We start from the raw sequence: 18,751 nt of genomic DNA on the forward strand, positions 1-18,751 counted from the left end.
CCGTGCGGTCACGGTCGCAGCGTCGTCATCCGGTGCAGCTCCGCCCCGTCCAGGTTCCTGTCGTACGGGGCCCGGTCGGTGACCCGGCCGTTCGCGGGGACCGGGAGCCCGGCCCAGGAGAGGAGTTCGGCGGTGGCCTTGGTGCGGTCGGCGTCCTTCAGCCTGGCGATGTCGGCGCCGTGGTTGCCGCCGGCGACGGTGAAGACGAACGAGTCCCGGGCGCCCTTGCCGAGCTCGAAGTGCTTGGCGCTCCACGGGTCGTACTGCCCGTTGACGAACATCATGTGCCGGGCGTGGTGGCGCACCCAGCGGTCCACGTCCGGCATGGCGCGTCTGTCGAACGCCATGGGGATCTCGCGCGGCACGAACGTGCGGGAGTCGTTGATGCCGGGGTAGCGCAGCAGGTCCCGGATGTTGGGGTAGTGGTACTTGGGCTCACCGAGCTGGGTGCCCGCCTGGTAGTAGTACGGCAGGTACTTCTCCAGGCCCTGGTCGGTGTAGGAGTCGAAGCCGCCGACCTTGTCGATCCACCGGTACAGCACGTCGGTCGAGGCGTCGGCCTTGGGGATCGTGGCGCAGGCGGTCTCGGCGGGCTGGTACTGCCAGAAGCCGAACACCAGGTCCGTGACGAGGACTTCGTAGGCCCGGTCGGCGTTGCCGATCAGGGTGAAGGTGCGCTTGTTCTCGCCGGCCCACTTCTCGTAGCGGTTGACGATCTCGTCGCGGCGCAGCAGCGCCGCCCGCTCGACGGTGGCGACGTCGGCGCGGCACCGGGCGCTGCCGACGGTGGCGAAGAAGCGGTCGTAGGGCGCGGTGTCGGCGCGGTTGGTGTCGTTCGGGGCGACGTAGGCGACGGTGCCGTTCATGTCGTGCGGGAAGAAGCGGCGGTAGTACGTGGCCGTCATGCCGCCCTTGCTGCCGCCGGTGGCGATCCAGTGCCTGGGGTAGAGGGCGTGCAGCGCCCGGAAGATGCGGTGCTGGTCGGTGGCCGCCTGCCGGATGTCCAGCTTCTTCCAGTCGGTGGGGGTGGGGCGCGACGGCGTGAAGTAGCGGTATTCCAGGGAGACCTGGTTACCGTCGATGATCTTGGTGGGTTCGCTGCGGGACGGTGTGGTGCTGACGTTGTAGCCGGAGGTGAAGAACACCGTCGGGCGGTCCACCGACCTGTGCAGCACGGTCAGCCGCTGCTGGAAGGTGCCCCGCTCCGGGTGCCGGTGGTCGATGGGCTGGGTGTAGTCGAGGACGAAGTAGCGGTAGCCGTCGACCGGCTTCTCCTCGATCAGGCTCATACCGGGGATCGCGAGGATCCGGTCCTTGATGTCCCGGCCGGCGTCGTCGCCGCGCGCGGTGGCGGCGCCGGCGTGCCGGACGCCGTCGCCGTTCGGCTCGGCGGCGGTGGCCGCTCCTGCCGAGGTGCTGCCGGCGGTGGCCGTGCCTATGAGCACGGCGAGCGACAGCAGCCATCTGCTGGCCTTCTGCATGCGCCCTCCCCTTGGGATAGCAAAGGTCGGGCCGAACCTATCCGTGGGGAGGGGGCGCCACCAGCCTCCATTGCGGCGAGGGTGGCGCTCGGGTGGCCTGATCCCGTCGGTGCCGCGGGCGCGGGGCCGGGGCCGGTCCGGCCCGCACCCGCCGGACAGGCCCTACACGGCCAGCGGCTCTTCCTCGCCGGTGAACGTGCGCCACAGCTCCGCGTAGCGGCCGTCGCGGGCGAGCAGCTGGGCGTGGGTGCCGTCCTCGACGATCCGGCCGTGGTCCAGCACCACGACCCGGTCGGCGCGGGCGGCGGTGGTGAGGCGGTGGGCGACGATCAAGGTGGTGCGGCGCGCCGGGGGTCCCCCCGGACGGAGTCTGGGGGAGCTCGATGAGGGGATTGGGGTCTCCCCTGTGCATGGGGGTCCCCCCTGCTCGAGCGGAGTCGAGAGCTCGGGGGAGGAGTTGAGAGCTTGGGGAAGGTCGGGCGACGGGTGGGCGGTGCGGCGGCCTGTGAGGCGGTCGGTGGCCCGGTTGACGACGGCTTCGGTGGCCAGGTCCAGGGCGGCGGTCGCCTCGTCGAGCAACAGCACGTCGGGGTCGACGAGTTCGGCGCGGGCCAGGGCGAGCAGCTGACGCTGGCCGGCGGAGAGGTTGCGGCCCCGCTCGGCGACCTCGTGGAGGTAGCCGCCGTCCAGGGTGGCGATCATGGTGTGGGCGCCGACGGCCCGCGCGGCGGCCTCCACCTCGGCGTCGGTGGCGTCCGGACGGCCGTAGGCGATGGCGTCGCGGACCGTGCCGGCGAAGAGGTAGGACTCCTGGGGGACGATGCCGAGCCGGCGGCGGTAGCCGGTCAGGTCCAGCTCGCGCAGGTCGGTGCCGTCGACACGGACGGCGCCCGAGGTCGGGTCGTAGAAGCGGGCGACCAGCTTGACGAGGGTGGACTTGCCGGCGCCGGTCTCTCCGACGAAGGCCACCGTCTGGCCCGCGGGGATGGTGAGGTCGATACCGGACAGCGCCTGCTCGTCGTGCCGGCCGTAGTGGAAGTGCACGGCGTCGAAGGCGATGTCGCCGCGCAGCGAGGGAACCGGGCGGGGCTGCGCGGCGGCCGGGGTGGAGGTCCGCTCGCCGAGCAGCTCGCCTATGCGGCGCAGCGAGACGGACGCCTGCTGGTAGCCGTCGAAGACCTGGGAGAGTTGCTGCACGGGCGCGAAGAACAGGTCGATGTACAGCAGATACGCGACCAGGGCGCCGGCGGTGAGGGTGTGTGCGCCCACCCGGTCGGCGCCGACGATCAGCACCAGGGCCGCCGCCACGGACGACAGCAGCTGGACGAAGGGGAAGTAGACGGATATCAGGAACTGGCCGCGCACCCGGGCCCGGCGGTAGGCGTCGCTGCGGGTGGCGTACCGCTCGGAGCCGTGGCCCTCGCGGCGGAACGCCTGGACGATGCGGAGTCCGGCGACGCTCTCCTGGAGGTCGCCGTTGACGACACTGATCCGCTCGCGGGCGAGTTCGTACGCCTTCACGCTCTGCCTGCGGAAGACGTAGGTGGCGGCGATCAGCGGCGGGAGGGTGACGAAGACGACCAGGGCGAGCTGGACGTCGATGGCGAGCAGGGCGACGAGGATGCCGAAGAAGGTCAGCAGCGAGACGACGGCGGTGACCAGCCCGGTCTGGAGGAAGGTGGACAGCGCGTCCACGTCCGTGGTCATCCGGGTCATGATCTTTCCGGTGAGCTCGCGCTCGTAGTAGTCCAGGCCGAGGCGCTGGAGGTGCGCGAAGATCTTGACGCGGAGGGAGTACAGGACCCGCTCGCCGGTGCGGCCGGTCATGCGGTTGGAGCCGATCTGGGCGGCCCATTGGGCGAGGACGACGAAGAGGGCGAGGCCCGCGGCGGTCCAGACGCCGGCCAGGATGCCGCGGCGTACGCCCTCGTCGATGCCCTGCCGGATGAGGACCGGCACCAGCAGGGAGGCGATCGCGTCCACCGCGACCAGGGCGAGGGCGACGGCGAGCGGGCCGCCGAAGCCGCGCAGCAGCCGGCGCAGGCCGTAGGCGGTCTCGGGGCGGACGGCGGCGGCCTCGTCGATGTCCGGGGTGTCGGTGGCCGGGGGCAACGCGGCGACCCGGTCGAGGAGTTCGGGGGGTGGGGGTCCCCCCGCTCGAACGGAGTTGGGAGTGGGGGAAGGCATACCGGCCGGCGCGCCGGCGATGCCCGGTCCGGCGGCGCCGGATGCCCGGGGTGCCGGGCCGGCCGCGCCCGCCTCGGCCTCCTGCTCGCGGCGGACCCACAGTTCGGGGGTGATCCCGCCGACCGCCGCGGCCCCGGCCTCGCGTTCGGCGGCGCGGTCGGCCGAGTCGCCGGGGGCGCCGTCGACCAGGCCGCCGGGCCGCAGGGCGCCGCCGACCGGCGCTCCCGGCACTCCGCTGGTCCCGCCGGCGGCGAACCCGCCTGCGAAGGCCCCCATCTCCGAACCCTCGGCTCCGAGGGCGCCCCAGTCCGCGCCCGCCGGGTCGTGCTCGATACCGGCCAGTTCCTCCGGGTCGGTCAGCAGCCTGCGGTACAGGGCGCAGCGCTCGGCCAGTTCCTCCTGGGTGCCGATGTCCACCAGCCGTCCGCCGTCGAGGACGGCGACCCGGTCGGCGAGCGCCAGGGTGGAGGCGCGGTGGGCGATCAGCAGCGTCGTACGGCCCGCCATCACCCCGCGCAGCGCCTCGTGGATCTCGTGCTCGACCCGGGCGTCGACCGCGGAGGTGGCGTCGTCCAGGACCAGCAGGCGGGGGTCGGTGAGGATGGCGCGGGCCAGCGCGACCCGCTGGCGCTGGCCGCCGGACAGGGTCAGGCCCTGTTCGCCGACCGTGGTGTCGTAGCCCTCGGGGAGCTCGGATATGAAGCCGTCGGCCTGGGCGGCGCGGGCGGCGGCCCGGATCTGCTCGTCGGTGGCCTCGGGATGGCCGTAGGCGATGTTGTCGCGGATCGCGTCGGAGAACAGGAAGCTGCTCTCGGGGACCAGGCCGATGGCGGCGCGCAGCGACTCCAGGGTCAGCTCGCGGACGTCGTGGCCGCCGACCAGGACGCGGCCCGCGGAGACGTCGTAGAAGCGCGGCAGCAGCAGCGAGACGGTCGACTTTCCGCTGCCGGAGGTGCCGACGACGGCGACGGTCTCACCGGCTTCGATGCGGAGCGAGAAGTCCTCCAGGACGGGGCGGAGGGCGGGGGCGCCGTCCTCCTCGGGGGAGGCGCCGCCGGGTGCGTAGCCGAACGTCACCTTGTCGAAGACCACGGTCGCCGGGGCGTCCGCGGGCAGCTCGTGGGCGTCGGCGCGCTCCTCGATGGTCGGTTCGGTGTCGATGAGCTCGTAGACCCGCTCCACGCCGGCGCGCGCCTGCTGGCCGACGGTCAACATCATCGCCAGCATCCGGACCGGCCCGACCAGTTGGGCGAGATACGTGGAGAACGCGACGAAGGTGCCGAGGGTGATGTGGCCCTGGGTGGCCATCCAGCCGCCGAGCGCCAGCATCGCGACCTGGCCCAGGGCCGGGACGGCCTGGAGGGCGGGGGTGTACCGGGCGTTGAGGCGGACCGTGCGCAGCCGGCCGGCGAACAGCCGGCGGCCGGCCTCGCGCAGCTTGCCGGTCTCCTGCTCCTCCTGCCCGAACCCCTTGACGACCCGGACGCCGGAGACCGCGCCGTCGACGACGGACGCCACCGCGGCGGCCTGGCCCTGGGCGTACCAGGTGGCTGGGAAGAGCCGGGCGCGGCTGCGCCGGGCGATGAACCAGAGGGCCGGGGCGACGGCCAGCGCGACGACGGTCAGCAGCGGCGACAGCACCGCCATCACGGCCAGCGAGACCGCGAACAGCAGGACGTTCCCGATCATCATCGGGAGCATGAACAGCAGGCTCTGGATCAGCTGGAGGTCGCTGGTGGCGCGGCCGACGACCTGGCCGGTGCTCAGCTCGTCCTGCCGCCGGCCGTCGAGCCGGGCTATCGCGTCGTACATCCGGGTGCGCAGGTCGTGCTGGACGTCCAGGGCGAGCCGGCCGCCGTAGAAGCGGCGGAGGGAGGCGAGGACGTACACGACGACGGCGGCGGCGATCAGGAGGGTGGCCCAGGGGGCGAGGGCCCGGTCGTGCCGGACGATCACGTCGTCGATGATCAGCTTCGGGATGAGCGGGACGAGCGCCATCACCCCCATCCCGGCCAGCGAGGCGCCGAGCGCCAGCAGGACGTCCTTGCGGTACCGCCGGCAGTCACGCGTCAGCCGCCGCGCCCAGCCCCCTCGTGCCGTACCCGTCCCCGCCACCCGATGCCTCCCATGCGTCGTCCACCGCATGGCACCAACACCGCGGGCGGCGGATTTCATCCCGCCGTAACAAAGCACCCGCCGTCACACGGCATTCCGCCGTCACACGGCTTCCCGCCGGGTCGCGGCATTCCGCCGGGTCGCGGCATTCCGCCGGGTCGCGGCATTCCGCCGGGACACGCCCCGGGGGCCACCGCGGATCTCCACAGTGGCCCCCGGACCTGCCCTTCCCCTCTGCTTCTCTTCTCTACTTCCCGGTTCTCTTCGTCTCTTCCCGGTTCTCTTCTCTACTTCCCGGCTACGGCGTCACCGCGCCCGCTGCACCGTCAGCTCCGTGATTCCCGGGCGCGGCTTCGGCTTGCCGTCGGGCCCGGTGCCCGGCTCGCCGTGCACCACGACCCGGACGTAGCGGGCCTGACTGCGGCCCGCGTTGCCGGCCCCGGTCCAGTGCTTGCCGTCCCGCGAGATCTGGACGGCGTACGACCTGGGCCGGGTGGCGGTCCAGTGCGGGGTGATCTGCCCGATGGCCGTGGTGCGGCCGAGGTCGACGGTGAGGGTGCCGTCGGCGGCGTCCGGGACCCAGGCGGTGGTGGCGTTGCCGTCCACCGCGTTGCCCGCGTACATGCCCGGCTCCTCGGAGGTCGCGGTGGCGGTGGCGCACCGGGCGACGTTCGAGGTCGGGGCCAGATCGGGGCGGCGGGTCTTGACGACCGCCGGGACACCGCGGCTGACCACCTTGTCGCCCTCGGGCGTCTCGATCCGCATCGGCGCCCCGGAGGTCAGCCGGACCGTCGTCCCGTGCGCACCGATCGCGATGTCATACGTCCTGCCCTGCCAGTGCATCCCGCGCAGGGTGACACCGGCGGACAGCTGCGGCGGCAGCATCGGGTCCAGGTGCACCCGGTCCTCGCGCAGCCGCAGGCCGGTCAGCCCGTTGGTGAAGGTCTGGAGGAAGCCGCCCTTGCCGGTGAGGAAGTCCTGGGCGGGCTTGCCGGCGTGCGGGTCCTGGGCGCCGGCCTTCTCGCCGCGGGCCTCGGAGAACTCCGCGAACGGCCCACGGACGAACGGCTTGATGGCGCGCAGCAGATAGCTGTACGTGGCGCAGCCGGGCTCACCGATGGCGGCGGCGTCGATGGCGTGCACCGAGTCCGTCATGGCCGGGCCGTCGGGGTCGGTGTGGGAGGCGTAGTAGTCGAGGGTGCTCGCCGCCTGCTGCCGGCTCATGGGCCATTCCAGGGGGTACATCAGCAGCACCGTGTCGGCCTGCTTGATGGTCGTCCCCTTGTACCCGGCGTACTGCTCGAAGACCTTCTTGCCGCTGTCGTAGGGGATCCGCAGCTTGTCGGCGACGGTCGTCCAGGAAGCCGGGGCCCGTTCGCCCAGGAGAGTGGCGACGCGGGCGGCGTGCCGCAGGGCGGTGGCGGCGCCGGCGTTGGTGAAGACCGCGTCGTCGACGCCGTTGCTGTACTCGTCCGGCCCGGCGACGTTCTTGATCGAGTAGCTGCCGTCGGCGTTGCGGGTGGCCCGGGAGGCCCAGAATTCGGCGATGCCCTTGAGGACCGGCCAGCCGCGGGAGCGCAGCCAGGCGGTGTCCTTGGTGGCGAGGTAGTACTGCCAGGTGGCGAGGGAGATGTCGCCCATGAGGTGGTTCTGGGTCTTGCAGTGCGGCGGGTCCCAGCTGTGGCACTCGGTCCACAGGTCGCCCTTGCTGCCGCTGGTCCAGGAGTAGAACAGGCCCTGGTAGCCGAGCCGCCGGGCGTTGGCGCGGGCGGCGTCGCGGGTGCGGTAGCGGTAGTCGACGATGGACCGGGCGAGATCCGGGTGGGCGGCGAGCAGGCCCGGGTACATCCAGGTCTCGGCGTCCCAGAAGATCTCGCCGGCGTAGTTGTCGCTGGTCAGGCCGGTGGGGCCGATGCTGTTGGCGCTGCCGGCGCGGGTGGCGGCCAGCAGTCCGTACTCCGCCGAGCGGACCCAGGACTGGAGCTGGGGCTGCCCGGCCACCTCGATGTCGCTGCGCCACAGCTGCTGCCAGGCGGCGCTGTGCCGGGTGAACAGGGCGCGCCAGCCGCCGTCCGCGGCGCGACGCGAGGCGGCCTCGGCGGCGGCGCGCGGGGCGCGGGAGGTGAGCGCGGTGTCCACCCCGACGTACTTGGTCAGCTCGTAGGAGCGATCGCGACGGACCGGGAAGGCCAGCTGCTGGCTGCTGCTCAACTTCGCGGCCGATGCGGCGGATGTGTCCGATCCGGATGGTGCGGCGGATGCGGCGGAACCGTTCTGCGGCTGCCCGGGGGGCGACTGCGGCCGGGGGGCTCCGGCGCGGACGCCGGAGCCCGCGCGCAGGGTGGAGGCCACCGCGCCCTCGGTGCCGGTGCCGTCCGTACGGAAGCCGACGGCCATGGTGCCGTCCGGTCCGGCGCCCGGCGTGCCGGAGGGCTGCATCCGGCGGGCGCCGCGGCCGTCGAGGGTGTCGGTGACGGTCGCCCGGCCGCTCCAGTGGGGCGTCATCCGCAGCCGTACCGCGCCGGTGTGCGCGTCGGCCCGGTCGGCGAGGACGTCGTAGACCAGGTCGGTGGCCCGGCCGTCGGCGGCGGTCCAGGTCAGCGACGTCCGCACGAAGCCGCAGCGCAGCGACAGCGTCTGGCGGTAGTGGGTGATGCGCCCCGGTTGCGTGGCGGAGGAGAAGGTCTCGCCGTGCGCGCCCCCGGTGGTGACGTCGAGCGTCGTCCAGGTGGGGAGCGCGGCGATGGCCTGGCGGCCCTGGAGGTCCTTGGGGCCCTTGGCGTAGAGCCCGGAGACGAACGACCCGTCGTATTCGGGGGTCTTGAGGGGCCAGCCGGTGGTTCCTCCAGGGGCGGCGTATCCGGTGCCGTTGGGCGGGACGCGCTGCCCCAGGTAGCCGTTGCCCACGTAGGCGTGGTGGCTGTCCTTGGGGTCGATGGCGGTGGCGGTGGCGGCCCAGCCGTCGCCCGTACAGGACGGCTGGTGGTCCCCGGCCGGGGCCGCCGCCGTGGCCGCGGAGGCGGCGGGCGCCAGGGCCGCGACCAGCGAGCCCGCGAGCAGCGCGGCGAGCGCCCCCCGGGAGCGGCGGGCCGCCCGGCGGTCCCCGCGATCTGTGCGGCCTGTCCGGTCCGTACGGTCTGCCCGATCCATGTGGCCCGTCCGGTCCGTACGGTCTGTCGGGCCCGCGCGGTGAGCGCTCCCCCCGCTGCCTATCTCCCCCTCCTGGCCGGTGCGGTCCTCGTTATCCCCGTGGCCCGTGTGGCTGGTGCGGCCGTTGCGGCCGCACTGATCCCTGTCCGTGTGTTCCATGGTTCTCCGTCGTTGCCGTAACGCGCAGTACCGCGCATGACGGCACAAACTCAGCGTCGACCCCCGCCAACACCTGCGCACCCTATGGCGCCGGACCTCCCGAGGTCACCCGTTGTGCACCGACTGATTTCGGCCACCCTGGCGCCGAAAGCCCCCCGATTGGTCAATACGGCCACACATGCGGCACACTTTTAGACTGACCAGTCAGAACAAAGGAGGGGTTGTGGACACCACCCGTCAGGGGGCGGCCGTCAACGCCAGGGGAATCGGAGTGCAGGGCCCACGGGGATGGGTCTTCAGAGGTGTCGACATCACCGCGGAACCGGGCTCGCTGATCGCGGTCCAGGGCCCGTCCGGCTCCGGGCGCACCTGCCTGCTGCTCGCGCTCACCGGCCGGATGCGGATCACCGAAGGCCATGCCACGGTCGCCGGGTTCCCGCTGCCCAAGCGGATGGGGACGGTCCGCGGCCGTACCGCCATCGCGCACGTACCGGGCGTCGCCGACCTCGAACCGGCCCTCACCGCCGCCGAACACCTCCACGAGCAGGCCCTGTTGGGCCACCGCCTCCAGGGCTCCCCGGCCGCCGCGCTCCCCTGGGGCCGCCGCCACAAGGAAGCCACCCGGGCCCGGATCGACGCCGCGCTGGCGGCTGCCCGGCTCGACCCCGACACGCTGCCCAAGGGCCTGCGGACCTGCGTACGCGACCTCGAACGGCTCGAAGCGCTGCGGCTGTCCATCGCACTGGCGGTGATGCACCGGCCGCGGCTGCTGGCCGTCGACGACGTCGACCTCAAGCTGTCCCCCGAAGAGCGCGCCCTGGCCTGGCAGTTGCTCCGGGACCTCGCGCTGGAGGGCACCACCGTGGTGGCCGCCGGCAGCGACGCCCCCGCGGACGCGCTGATCGTCTCCACCGCCCCGGCCACCACCACACCCGACACCCACGAGGAGGAAGCGGCGCATGCGTTCGCCGAGACTGGCCGCGCTTGAGCTCCGGCGGTTCGGCAGGGGGAAGCTCCCCCGGCTGGGCCTGGTCGCCCTGATGCTCATCCCGCTGCTGTACGGAGCTCTCTACCTCTGCTCCTTCTGGGACCCCTACAGCCGCCTGGACAAGATCCCGGTGGCGCTGGTCAACGAGGACCAGGGCGCCACCGCCGACGGCAAGAAGCTGACCGCCGGCGCCGATCTGGCCAGGAACGTCAAGGACAGCAAGACCTTCGACTGGAAGGAGGTCGGCGCCAAGGACGCCAACAAGGGCCTGGAGCAGGGCAAGTACTACCTCTCGCTGACCGTCCCGCAGGACTTCAGCCGGCGGATCGCCTCCAGTTCCGGTGACGACCCGCAGACCGGCGCCCTCCAGGTCCGCACCAACGACGCCAACAACTACATCGTCGGCTCGATCTCCAAGACGGTGTTCTCGGAGATCCGCGCCAAGACGTCGGCGAAGTCCTCCCGGGCCTTCCTCGACAAGATCTTCGTGTCGTTCTCGGACCTGCACGACCAGACCGCCAAGGCCGCCGACGGCGCCGGCAAGGTCGACGACGGCCTCGGCACCGCCAAGAAGAAGACCGGCGAACTGGCCGACGGCCTGGGCAAGTTGGGCAAGGGCGCGGGGGATCTGAGCAAGGGGGCCGGGGACCTGAGCAACGGCGCGGGCAAGCTCGACAAGGGCGCGGGCGACCTCAGCAACGGCGCCGGCAAGCTCGACAAGGGCGCAGGCGACCTCAGCAACGGCGCCGGCAAGCTCGACAAGGGCGCAGGCGACCTCAGCAACGGCGCGGCGCAGGCCGCCGCCAAGGCCAAGGAGCTCAGCCAGGGCGCGAACCAGGTCGCGGACGGCACCCAGCAGCTCGTCGACAAGGTCGGCGGCCTCGCCCAGCAGGACCTGCCCTACCTCAAGAAGCACGGCAAGGAGATCGCGGACAGCGCGCAGTTCGTCGCCACCGTGACCCAGGACCTGGACGACCTGCTCTCCAAGTTGCCCGCGAACTCGGCGGCGTCCGCCACGCAGACGCGCAAGACCGCCGATGACGCCCAGGCGCTCTACGAGAAGCGGTGCACGGGCGGGAATACCGACCCCGACTGCGCAAGCATGAAGGGGAACGCGGCCGGTGCGAAGGCCGGGGCCGACCTGGCGGAGAAGGTCAACGACACCATCGCCCGTACCGACTTCGGCCAGCTGCGCGCCAAGCTGCGCGAGGTGCACCAGGGCGCCCAGATGGTCGCCGACCAGGTGCCGGACCTCGTGAAGAACGCGGACGGCGACCTCAGCAAGCTCAACGAGCTCAACGCCGGCGCGCACAAGCTCTCCCAGGGCGCGGGCCAGTTCGCAAACGGTCTCGGCGACCTCGCCAACGGCGCCGGCGACCTCGCCAACGGCGCGGGACAGCTCCACAACGGTGCCGACCAGCTCCACAACGGCGCCGGTCAACTCCACAACGGCGCCGGAGACCTCGCCAACGGCGCCGGCCAGCTCCACAACGGCGCCGGCCAGCTCGCCGACGGCGCCGGGCAGTTGCACAACGGTCTCGGTACCGCACAGGACGGTGCCGAGAAGATCAGCGGCGGTCTGTACAAGCTCAAGGACGGTGCCAACCAGCTGGCCACCGGTCTGCACAGCGGCGTCGCCAAGATCCCCGACTACGACAAGAAGGACCGCGACACCCGCACCGGCGTGATGTCCGACCCGGTGGCCCTCGCCGCCAAGTCGATGCACAAGGCGCCCAACTACGGCACCGGACTGGCCCCGTACTTCATCCCGCTCTCCCTCTGGGTCGGCGCGATGGTCGCGTACATGCTGCTCCAGCCGCTGGGCAAGCGGGCGCTGGCCGCCGGCGCGCCCGGTTGGCGGATCGCGCTCGGCTCGTGGCTGCCGGCCTTCGCCATCGGCGTCGTCCAGGTGCTGGCCCTGATGGCCGTACTGCACTGGGCCCTCGGCCTGGAGATGGCCCGCGCCGGCGCCACCATCGGGTTCCTGCTGCTGGCCACCGCCTGCTTCACCGCCGTCATCCAGCTGCTGAGCGCCTTCTTCGGGCCGGCCGGCCGGGTGCTGACGCTGGTCATCCTGATGCTCCAGCTGACCTCGGCGGGCGGCACCTACCCGGTGCAGACCAGCCCCGGCTTCTTCTCGGTCATCCACCCGTTCCTGCCGATGAGTTACGTCGTCGACGGCCTGCGCCGGCTGATCACCGGCGGCGACCTGGCCATCGTCTGGCAGGGCAGTGTGGTGCTCGCCGCGTTCACGCTGGGCGCGCTGGCCCTCACCTCCCTCGCGGCCCGCAGCCGGCAGGTCGTACGGATGAAGGACCTGCACCCGGAGCTCAGCCTGTGAGCACCCGCTCCGGCAACGGGGGCGGCGCCGTCACCGGCGCCGCCCCCCGCCGTGCCTCGACCCGGCGCCGGCTCTTCGAGGCCGCCGTCACGCTCATCGCCGAACAGGGCTTCTCCGCCACCACGGTGGACGAGATCGCCGAACGGGCCGGTGTCGCCAAGGGCACCGTCTACTACAACTTCACCAGCAAGAGCGTCCTGTACGAGGAACTCCTCCAGGACGGCATCGACCTCCTCGCGGCCTCCCTGCGGACCGCCGCCGACGAGGTCACCTCCCGGGGCGGCACCCGGATCGACGCACTGGACGCGATGATCCGCGCCGGCCTGGACTTCATCGCCGGCGCCCCCGCCCTCACCCAGCTCTACGTAGCCGAACTCTGGCGCACCAACCGCACCTGGCGCGCGACCCTGACGTCCGTACGGGGCCGCGCCCTGACCGTCGTCGAGTCGGTCCTTCAGGACGCCGTACGGGCCGGCGAGCTCAGCGACGAACTCGACGTCCCGCTGACCGCCTCCGCGCTGCTCGGCATGGTGCTGGTCGCGGCCCTGGACTGGCAGTCCTTCCAGCCGGAGCGCTCGGTGGAGGAGGTCCACGCGGCGCTCTCCCACCTGGTGCAGGGGAGGGTGGGGACGGCCGCCTAGGGCTCACCAGCCCGGGGCCAACGGCCCGGGGCCAACAGTCCGGGGGCCAACAGCCTGGGGGCCCGCCCAGAGGCCCTGTCCGGGGGCCCGCACGGCCCGTCCCCCGGCGGCACCTGAGGTTCGTCGCCTCGTATGCCCCGGCTCGCGCCGCTGCCCCGGTTCGGGCCGCCCCACCGGATCGGAAGGCTGATGTGCCGTCTGATGCGTTGGCTGACGCGACGTCAATCCAGGTGTGTGGCGGCGAACATCCGCAGCCGGGCCGGGAGGACGACGACCGAGGGGCCGGGCGCGGCCAGGGACGCCGCGAGGTCCGCGGTGAGGCGCTCCGGGGACGTACGGACCGCGGGGACGCCGAACGACTCGGCGAGCGCGACGAAATCCGGGCGGGTCAGCTCGGTGGCGGCGGCCGTGCTCTCCCCGAACGCGTCGGTCATGTACGCGCGCAGGATGCCGTAGCCGCCGTCGTCCACGATGAGCCAGGTCACCGGCAGGTCGTACTGGCGGGCGGTGGCCAGTTCGGCGGTCGAGTACATCGCACCGCCGTCGCCGGAGACCGCCAGCACCGGGCGGCCCGGGTCGGCGACGGCCACGCCCAGCGCCGCCGGGAAGCCGTAGCCGAGGCCGCCGGCGCCCTGGGCGGAGTGCAGCGCGTTCGCCCGCCGCGGGTCGAAGGCGGACCACGCCCAGTAGGCGAGGATCGTCATGTCCCAGCAGCTGACCGCGTCGTCGGGCAGCGCCTCACGGACCGTGGCGAGCAACTGCCGCTCCAGATCGAGGTGCTGGCCGTCGAGCCGGTCGCGGACACGGGCGAGGAGGGCGGCGACGGCGGCCTCCGGCGCCTCGCGGACTCCGGGGGCCCCGGGGGTCTCTCGGGCTTCGCGGGCTTCGTGGGCTTCGGCGACCTCGGGGGCCTCTCGGGCTTCGTGCGCTTCGCGGGCTTCGGCGATCTCGGGGGCCTGTCCTGCGGGCACCGTTCCCCCGGGTGTCGTTCCCCCGAGTGTCGTTCCCTCGGACGCCGTACCTCCGGGTGCCGCTCCCCCGGACACCGTTCCTCCCGGTGCCGGGGTCCGGGTGTCGACCTCCCTGATGAGCGCGGCCAGCGACAGTTTCGCGTCGGCGTGGATGCCGAGCCCCGGATGGTTCGACTCCAGTTTTCCGAGGTCCGCCTCGATCTGTACGACCCGGCCGCGCGGGCGGAACGTGTGGTAGTTGGAGGAGAGTTCACCGAGTCCGGAGCCGACGACCAGGAGGGTGTCCGCGTCCTCCAGGAAGTCGGTGGTGTACCGGTCCTCCAACCAGGACTGGAGGGAGAGCGGGTGCTCCCACGGGAAGGCGCCCTTGCCCCCGAAGGTGGTCGCCACCGGCGCCCGCAGCCGCTCGGCCAGCGCCCGCAGCTCCGGCTCGGCGCCCGCCCGTACGACGCCGCCACCGGCCAGGATCACCGGCCGACGGGCCTCGGCCAGCCGCCGCGCCGCTTCGGCGATCAGTTCGGGGCGGGGCACCAACGGGCGTGGTACGGCAACCAGTTCGGTCACCGGCGGGACGTCGGCCGGCGCCAGGAGCACGTCCTGCGGGATCTCCAGCCACACCGGGCCGTGCGGGGCGCCCGTCGCCGACTCCCATGCCGCGGCCACCGCGGACGGGCGCGCCGCCGGCCCGCACGCCCTCACCTCCCTCGTCTCCCCCGCGGAAGCCCGGCAGCACGCCCAGGCCCTGCTCGCCCCGCTCACCGACTCGCCACCGCTCCTCGACACGCTGCACAACTGGCTATCGCTGCACGCAGTTGGGATCGCACCGCTACCTCCATGGGCATCCACCGCAACACCGTCCGCCAGCGCATCACGCGCATCGCGACCCTTCTGGACACCGACCTGGACGACCCGGACATCCGTATGGAACTGTGGTTCGCCCTCCGATCGCTGGACCGCGACCCACCACCGGCGTGAACGTCGCGCCCCGACACGAGCCCTCCCCGGACACGGGAGGTACCTCCACCAGGAAACGCGCCCGCACCACCACTCCCGCAGCCACACCCACGCCCACACCCACGTACATCTACGTGTACGTGTACGTCTACGTGTACGTGTCCACACCCCGACCCTCGCTACATCAAGGACAACAACCGCATACCTACGGCAAGTCGAACGTCAGCGACACACCAGCGGATTGTCAGCAGCAAACCACTTATTCGCCACAAGCTACGCATCCGACCCAAACAACGCACTCTGGGTCCAAGGCTCATGAACCCGGGTGCCGACTGCGGCAGCGAACCGCCCACGCCCCCGCAACGTCAGTTAGGTTGACCGGGACCCATAAAACCGGACGTCAGGTTGGATCGCGGATCGGGTCCGCTCGCCGTACCCCCGATCCCGACACGATCTTGACTCCGGCTTGAGCACACGTCATGACAGACGACGTGACAGCCGACATGACCGAGTAACCGAGTAACCGAGTAGTACGGGAGGGACCTCCATGACGGACTCCGCATCCGGCGGCCCCGGCGGCGCCACGGGCGACACCCCCGGGGCGAGCCCGCAGGGGAACACCGGAGGCCCCGGGGCGAGCCCACAGGGAACCACGGGAGGCGCCACCTCGGGCAATACGGCGGGCGGTCAGCCGGGCGAGGCAGCGGGCAGTCCGCCGGGCGACACAGCGGGCAATCCGGCAGCGGGCAGTCCGCCGAAGGCCGCACCCGCCCAGCCGCCGCTGCCGCCGCCCTACCCGCCCGGCGCCGTCCCGGGTCAGCAGCCCTCCGGCGGCCCCGTACAGCAGGTGGTCCCGACCTCCGCCGAACACGCCCGGGACATCGGCCGCGCCTACTTCCCGCCGGTCGGCTCCCCGGACGGCCCGGTCTCGATCCTCGTCCACGAATTCGACGAGGGCTACCTCGTCCAGGCCGGCTGGCCGGCCCCCGAGGACCCGACCGCCCTGCCGTCCAGTCCGGGCGGCGCCAACATCGTCATCGCCAAGAGCGACGGCGAAGTGACGTACGTACCGAACTTCCCGCCGGAACCGGCCATCGAGCTCTACCGCCGCATCCGCCACCCAGGGACGTCCTGACCGATCGGACGGTCCGGCCCGTCCGCAAGACCCGGCCCGTCGGTAAGACCCGGCCCGTCCGTAAGACCCGGACAGGCCGGACGGATCGGAGGGTTCGGATGGATCGGATGGTTCGGACCCATCGGGTGGCGAGCCGTCCGTTGACGGCGATCCGGACGGTGATCCGGATGGTGATCCGGCGCACATCGGTGACAGCCCTGTGACAGCAGGCATCTTGATGAGTTGTCGGTAGGCGCGACTAAACTTTGTTGAACGCTGTGCAGTAGGTGAGCAGCAGGTGACGAGCGAGCCCGGAACGGGGGGACCACATGGCCGGAGATGGGCTGCAAGCCGACGTGCCTTCGCTGAAGTCCGGGGGGAGCGCCTTCACCAACATCGGGGAGCGCTACCAATCCGCGGTCGACAAGCTGAAGAACGGGCTGACCGACCTGGAGGGCAATGGCACCCCGCCGTGGGGCGACGACAACATCGGCCAGAAGTTCGGTGTCGTCTACGAGGGCCTGCGTGACGGTATGTACGAGTCGATGGGGCATCTCGCCGCCAAGCTCCAGGAAATCGGCGGCGCGCTGACCACCATGGCCAACAACCACGAGAGCAACGAGGACTTCAACCACTCCTTGATGCAGCAGCACGTCGCCAACGCCGAGGCCGAGAGCCAGCTGATCAGCAAGGTCAAGGCGCCCAACGCGTCAGCCTGAGCACGAGGCGGCAGGCGCCTGTCCGCTCGCCGCCTCAAGTGCCTCAGGCTCCTCAAGCACCTCAAGGGGCCGCTCTCCCGGCCCCTGACCCCGGAGTCCGCACCCGCAGGGCTCCCCGCCCCTCTCCTCGTTTCTCCGTTTTCTCCATCGCCGCTTCGCTGTCCTACGGGGGATTACCGCTATGTCACTCATGCTGCCGGGCTGGCTGGAGTGGGTCCTTCAGATGCTCGGCTACGACTGGCCGACGGGCGACGAGGACAAGATGAACGAGTCCGCCAGCCACTGGCGGGGGGTCGCGAACGCCGTCGAGCAGCTCCAGTCCGAGGGCGTCACGGCAGCCGGCAACGTGCTGTCGGCGAACCACGGCGACAGCATCGACGGCTTCCAGAAGAACTGGGAGAAGTTCTCCGCCAACGGCGGCAACGGCTACCTGAACGACGCCCGCGAGGCCGCCGAGGTCATCGCCTTCGCCATGGACGCGGGATCCGTGGTGATCGTCGGCATGAAAGTCGCGGTGATCGCCCAGTTGGCGATCCTCGCGGCGGAGATCATCGCGGCCCAGGCGGCGGCACCGTTCACACTCGGGCTATCCGAAATAGGTGCGGCGGGTGCCACCCAGGCCACCCGCCTCATCGTGCGCCGCATCCTCAAGGAAGCGGCCGAATCGCTCGTCGACGCGATCGTGAACACCGCCAAGCAGCCGGCCATGGACGCGCTGCAGAAGATGATCTCCGACGCCATCGCCCAGGGCGTCAACATGGAGTTCGGGGCCCAGAACGGCTTCGACGTCAACCGCAGCCTCAAGACCGGCGCCAAGGCGGCCGAGGACTCGGTCAAGAACTCCGGCCAGAACTTCGCCACGAACTTCCGCGACTCCCTGGGCGGCAAAGCAGGCCACCACGCCAAGGGGGCACTGGATCACGCGGCCGGTCACGGCGGTGAGCACGGCGGCGGCGAGCACGGAAACGACCACGGAAGCGACCACGGAAGCGAAGGTGGCGGCTCCGGCGAACACGGTGGCTCGGGGAGCGGCTCCGGCGAACACGGCGGGTCCGGAAGCGGATCCGGCGAGCACAGCGGGTCGGGGAGCGGATCCGGCGAGCACAGCGGGTCGGACTCCGGTTCCGGTTCCGGTGCCGGCTCGGGCAGCGGCTCCGAGGGCCACTCCGGCAGCGGTTCGGGGTCGGGCTCCGGCTCCGGCTCGGGTTCCGGATCGGGCGGCGCGTCCCACACCCCGCGCCCCGGCGAAAACGGCGGCAGCAGCCCGTCCACGACCCCCGAGCACACCAACTCGGGCTCCGACCCCAGCCACCCCACCCCCACCGCCCAGCCCCTCCCGCCCCCGGAGCACCGCTCTCCCTTCGACGAGGGCTACCAGGGCGGCCACAACAACCCGTACGAGGGAGTCCACTCCCCGGACTCGGGATCGTCGCCCGACTCGGGCCACGCCCCGAACTCCCCGCACCCGGACGCGGTGAGCACCCACCCCACCGCCGAGTCCACCCCGAACTCGCCGCACCCGGACTCCATCAGCACCCAGCCGACCGCCCAGCACACTCCCGACCCGGTCAGCACACACCCCACCCCCGAGGCGGCCCACCCCGACTCGGTCAGTACGCACCCCACGCCGGAGTCGGCTCCGACCGAGCCCGTCAGTACGCACCCAGCCCAGAACCACACGCCGGACCCGGTCAGCACCCAGCCCGCCCCGGAGCACGCCGCTCCGCCGGCCCCGGAGCACAGCGCTCCCCCCGCCCCGGAGCACGCCGCCCCGCCGTCCAACTCCCCCTCCCACGAGGGAACTTCGCACAGCGACCAGGCGTCCGCCCCGCAGCCGTCGCCGTCACCGTCCCACGACTCCGGCGCCGGCAACCCGCCCACCAACACCGACCACTCCAGCTATGGCAGCGGCGGGGGGGGCGGGCCCCGCG

Annotated in this window: 9 protein-coding genes and 2 pseudogenes; 7 read left to right on the forward strand and 4 right to left on the reverse strand. The window is 72.1% G+C overall.

Annotated features, from left to right (window positions below):
- Positions 1–8 precede the first annotated feature (8 nt).
- From RZ84_RS12825 to RZ84_RS12835, 3 genes are all read right to left on the reverse strand, one after another.
- A complete protein-coding gene (locus RZ84_RS12825; RefSeq protein WP_043264425.1) occupies positions 9–1,481 on the reverse strand; it encodes a S28 family serine protease in 1,473 nt (490 codons plus the stop codon).
- Between the two features lie 162 nt (positions 1,482–1,643).
- Positions 1,644–5,783, reverse strand: a complete 4,140-nt coding sequence (locus tag RZ84_RS12830) for an ABC transporter ATP-binding protein (protein WP_043264426.1) — start codon at positions 5,781–5,783, stop codon at positions 1,644–1,646.
- A 306-nt stretch (positions 5,784–6,089) separates the two neighbouring features.
- Complete coding sequence (locus RZ84_RS12835) at positions 6,090–8,933, reverse strand: discoidin domain-containing protein (RefSeq protein WP_052229918.1); 2,844 nt, start codon at positions 8,931–8,933, stop codon at positions 6,090–6,092.
- Positions 8,934–9,315: 382 nt separating this feature from the next.
- Here RZ84_RS12835 and RZ84_RS12840 point away from each other — a divergent pair, with 382 nt between their 5' ends.
- Genes RZ84_RS12840 through RZ84_RS12850 form a run of 3 tightly spaced genes read left to right on the forward strand, consistent with a single transcriptional unit; the run spans position 9,316 to position 13,062 of the window.
- The gene (locus tag RZ84_RS12840) at positions 9,316–10,080 is read left to right on the forward strand and encodes an ATP-binding cassette domain-containing protein (protein ID WP_043264427.1); all 765 of its coding nucleotides are present in this window, start codon (positions 9,316–9,318) and stop codon (positions 10,078–10,080) included.
- Positions 10,052–12,421, forward strand: a complete 2,370-nt coding sequence (locus RZ84_RS12845; RefSeq protein WP_043264428.1) for a YhgE/Pip domain-containing protein — start codon at positions 10,052–10,054, stop codon at positions 12,419–12,421. Before RZ84_RS12840 ends, RZ84_RS12845 begins: the two co-directional genes overlap by 29 nt.
- Entirely contained in the window at positions 12,418–13,062 is a 645-nt protein-coding gene (locus RZ84_RS12850; protein ID WP_043264429.1) for a TetR/AcrR family transcriptional regulator, read from the forward strand. Before RZ84_RS12845 ends, RZ84_RS12850 begins: the two co-directional genes overlap by 4 nt.
- 221 nt (positions 13,063–13,283) lie before the next feature.
- On the opposite strand, the pseudogene RZ84_RS41020 reads toward RZ84_RS12850, so the two are convergent.
- Positions 13,284–14,705 (reverse strand): annotated as a pseudogene (locus RZ84_RS41020) (thiamine pyrophosphate-dependent enzyme); the annotation flags it as partial.
- A gap of 22 nt (positions 14,706–14,727) precedes the next feature.
- Here RZ84_RS41020 and RZ84_RS36500 point away from each other — a divergent pair.
- From RZ84_RS36500 to RZ84_RS39695, 4 genes and pseudogenes are all read left to right on the forward strand, one after another.
- Positions 14,728–15,008: pseudogene (locus RZ84_RS36500) on the forward strand (helix-turn-helix domain-containing protein); the annotation flags it as partial.
- Positions 15,009–15,534: 526 nt separating this feature from the next.
- Positions 15,535–16,122: a hypothetical protein gene (locus RZ84_RS41025; protein ID WP_241777682.1), complete on the forward strand. Its 588-nt coding sequence runs from the start codon at positions 15,535–15,537 to the stop codon at positions 16,120–16,122.
- Positions 16,123–16,430: 308 nt separating this feature from the next.
- Positions 16,431–16,820, forward strand: coding sequence for a hypothetical protein (locus tag RZ84_RS12865; RefSeq protein ID WP_043264430.1), 390 nt, complete (start codon positions 16,431–16,433; stop codon positions 16,818–16,820).
- A 181-nt stretch (positions 16,821–17,001) separates the two neighbouring features.
- On the forward strand, positions 17,002–18,751 hold a 1,750-nt coding region (locus tag RZ84_RS39695; RefSeq protein ID WP_198539979.1), incomplete at its 3' end, for a WXG100-like domain-containing protein.

It is taken from the genome of Streptomyces sp. CT34 (assembly GCF_000805335.1).
Taxonomy (GTDB): Bacteria; Actinomycetota; Actinomycetes; order Streptomycetales; family Streptomycetaceae; genus Streptomyces.

What these genes read in the sequence shown, in the direction of transcription:
- RZ84_RS12825 (WP_043264425.1), bottom strand. Translation starts at nt 1,481, where the DNA reads ATGCAGAAGGCCAGCAGATGGCTGCTGTCGCTCGCCGTGCTCATAGGC.
- RZ84_RS12835 (WP_052229918.1), bottom strand. Translation starts at nt 8,933, where the DNA reads ATGGATCGGGCAGACCGTACGGACCGGACAGGCCGCACAGATCGCGGG.
- RZ84_RS12845 (WP_043264428.1), top strand. Translation starts at nt 10,052, where the DNA reads ATGCGTTCGCCGAGACTGGCCGCGCTTGAGCTCCGGCGGTTCGGCAGG.
- RZ84_RS41025 (WP_241777682.1), top strand. Translation starts at nt 15,535, where the DNA reads ATGACGGACTCCGCATCCGGCGGCCCCGGCGGCGCCACGGGCGACACC.
- RZ84_RS12865 (WP_043264430.1), top strand. Translation starts at nt 16,431, where the DNA reads ATGGCCGGAGATGGGCTGCAAGCCGACGTGCCTTCGCTGAAGTCCGGG.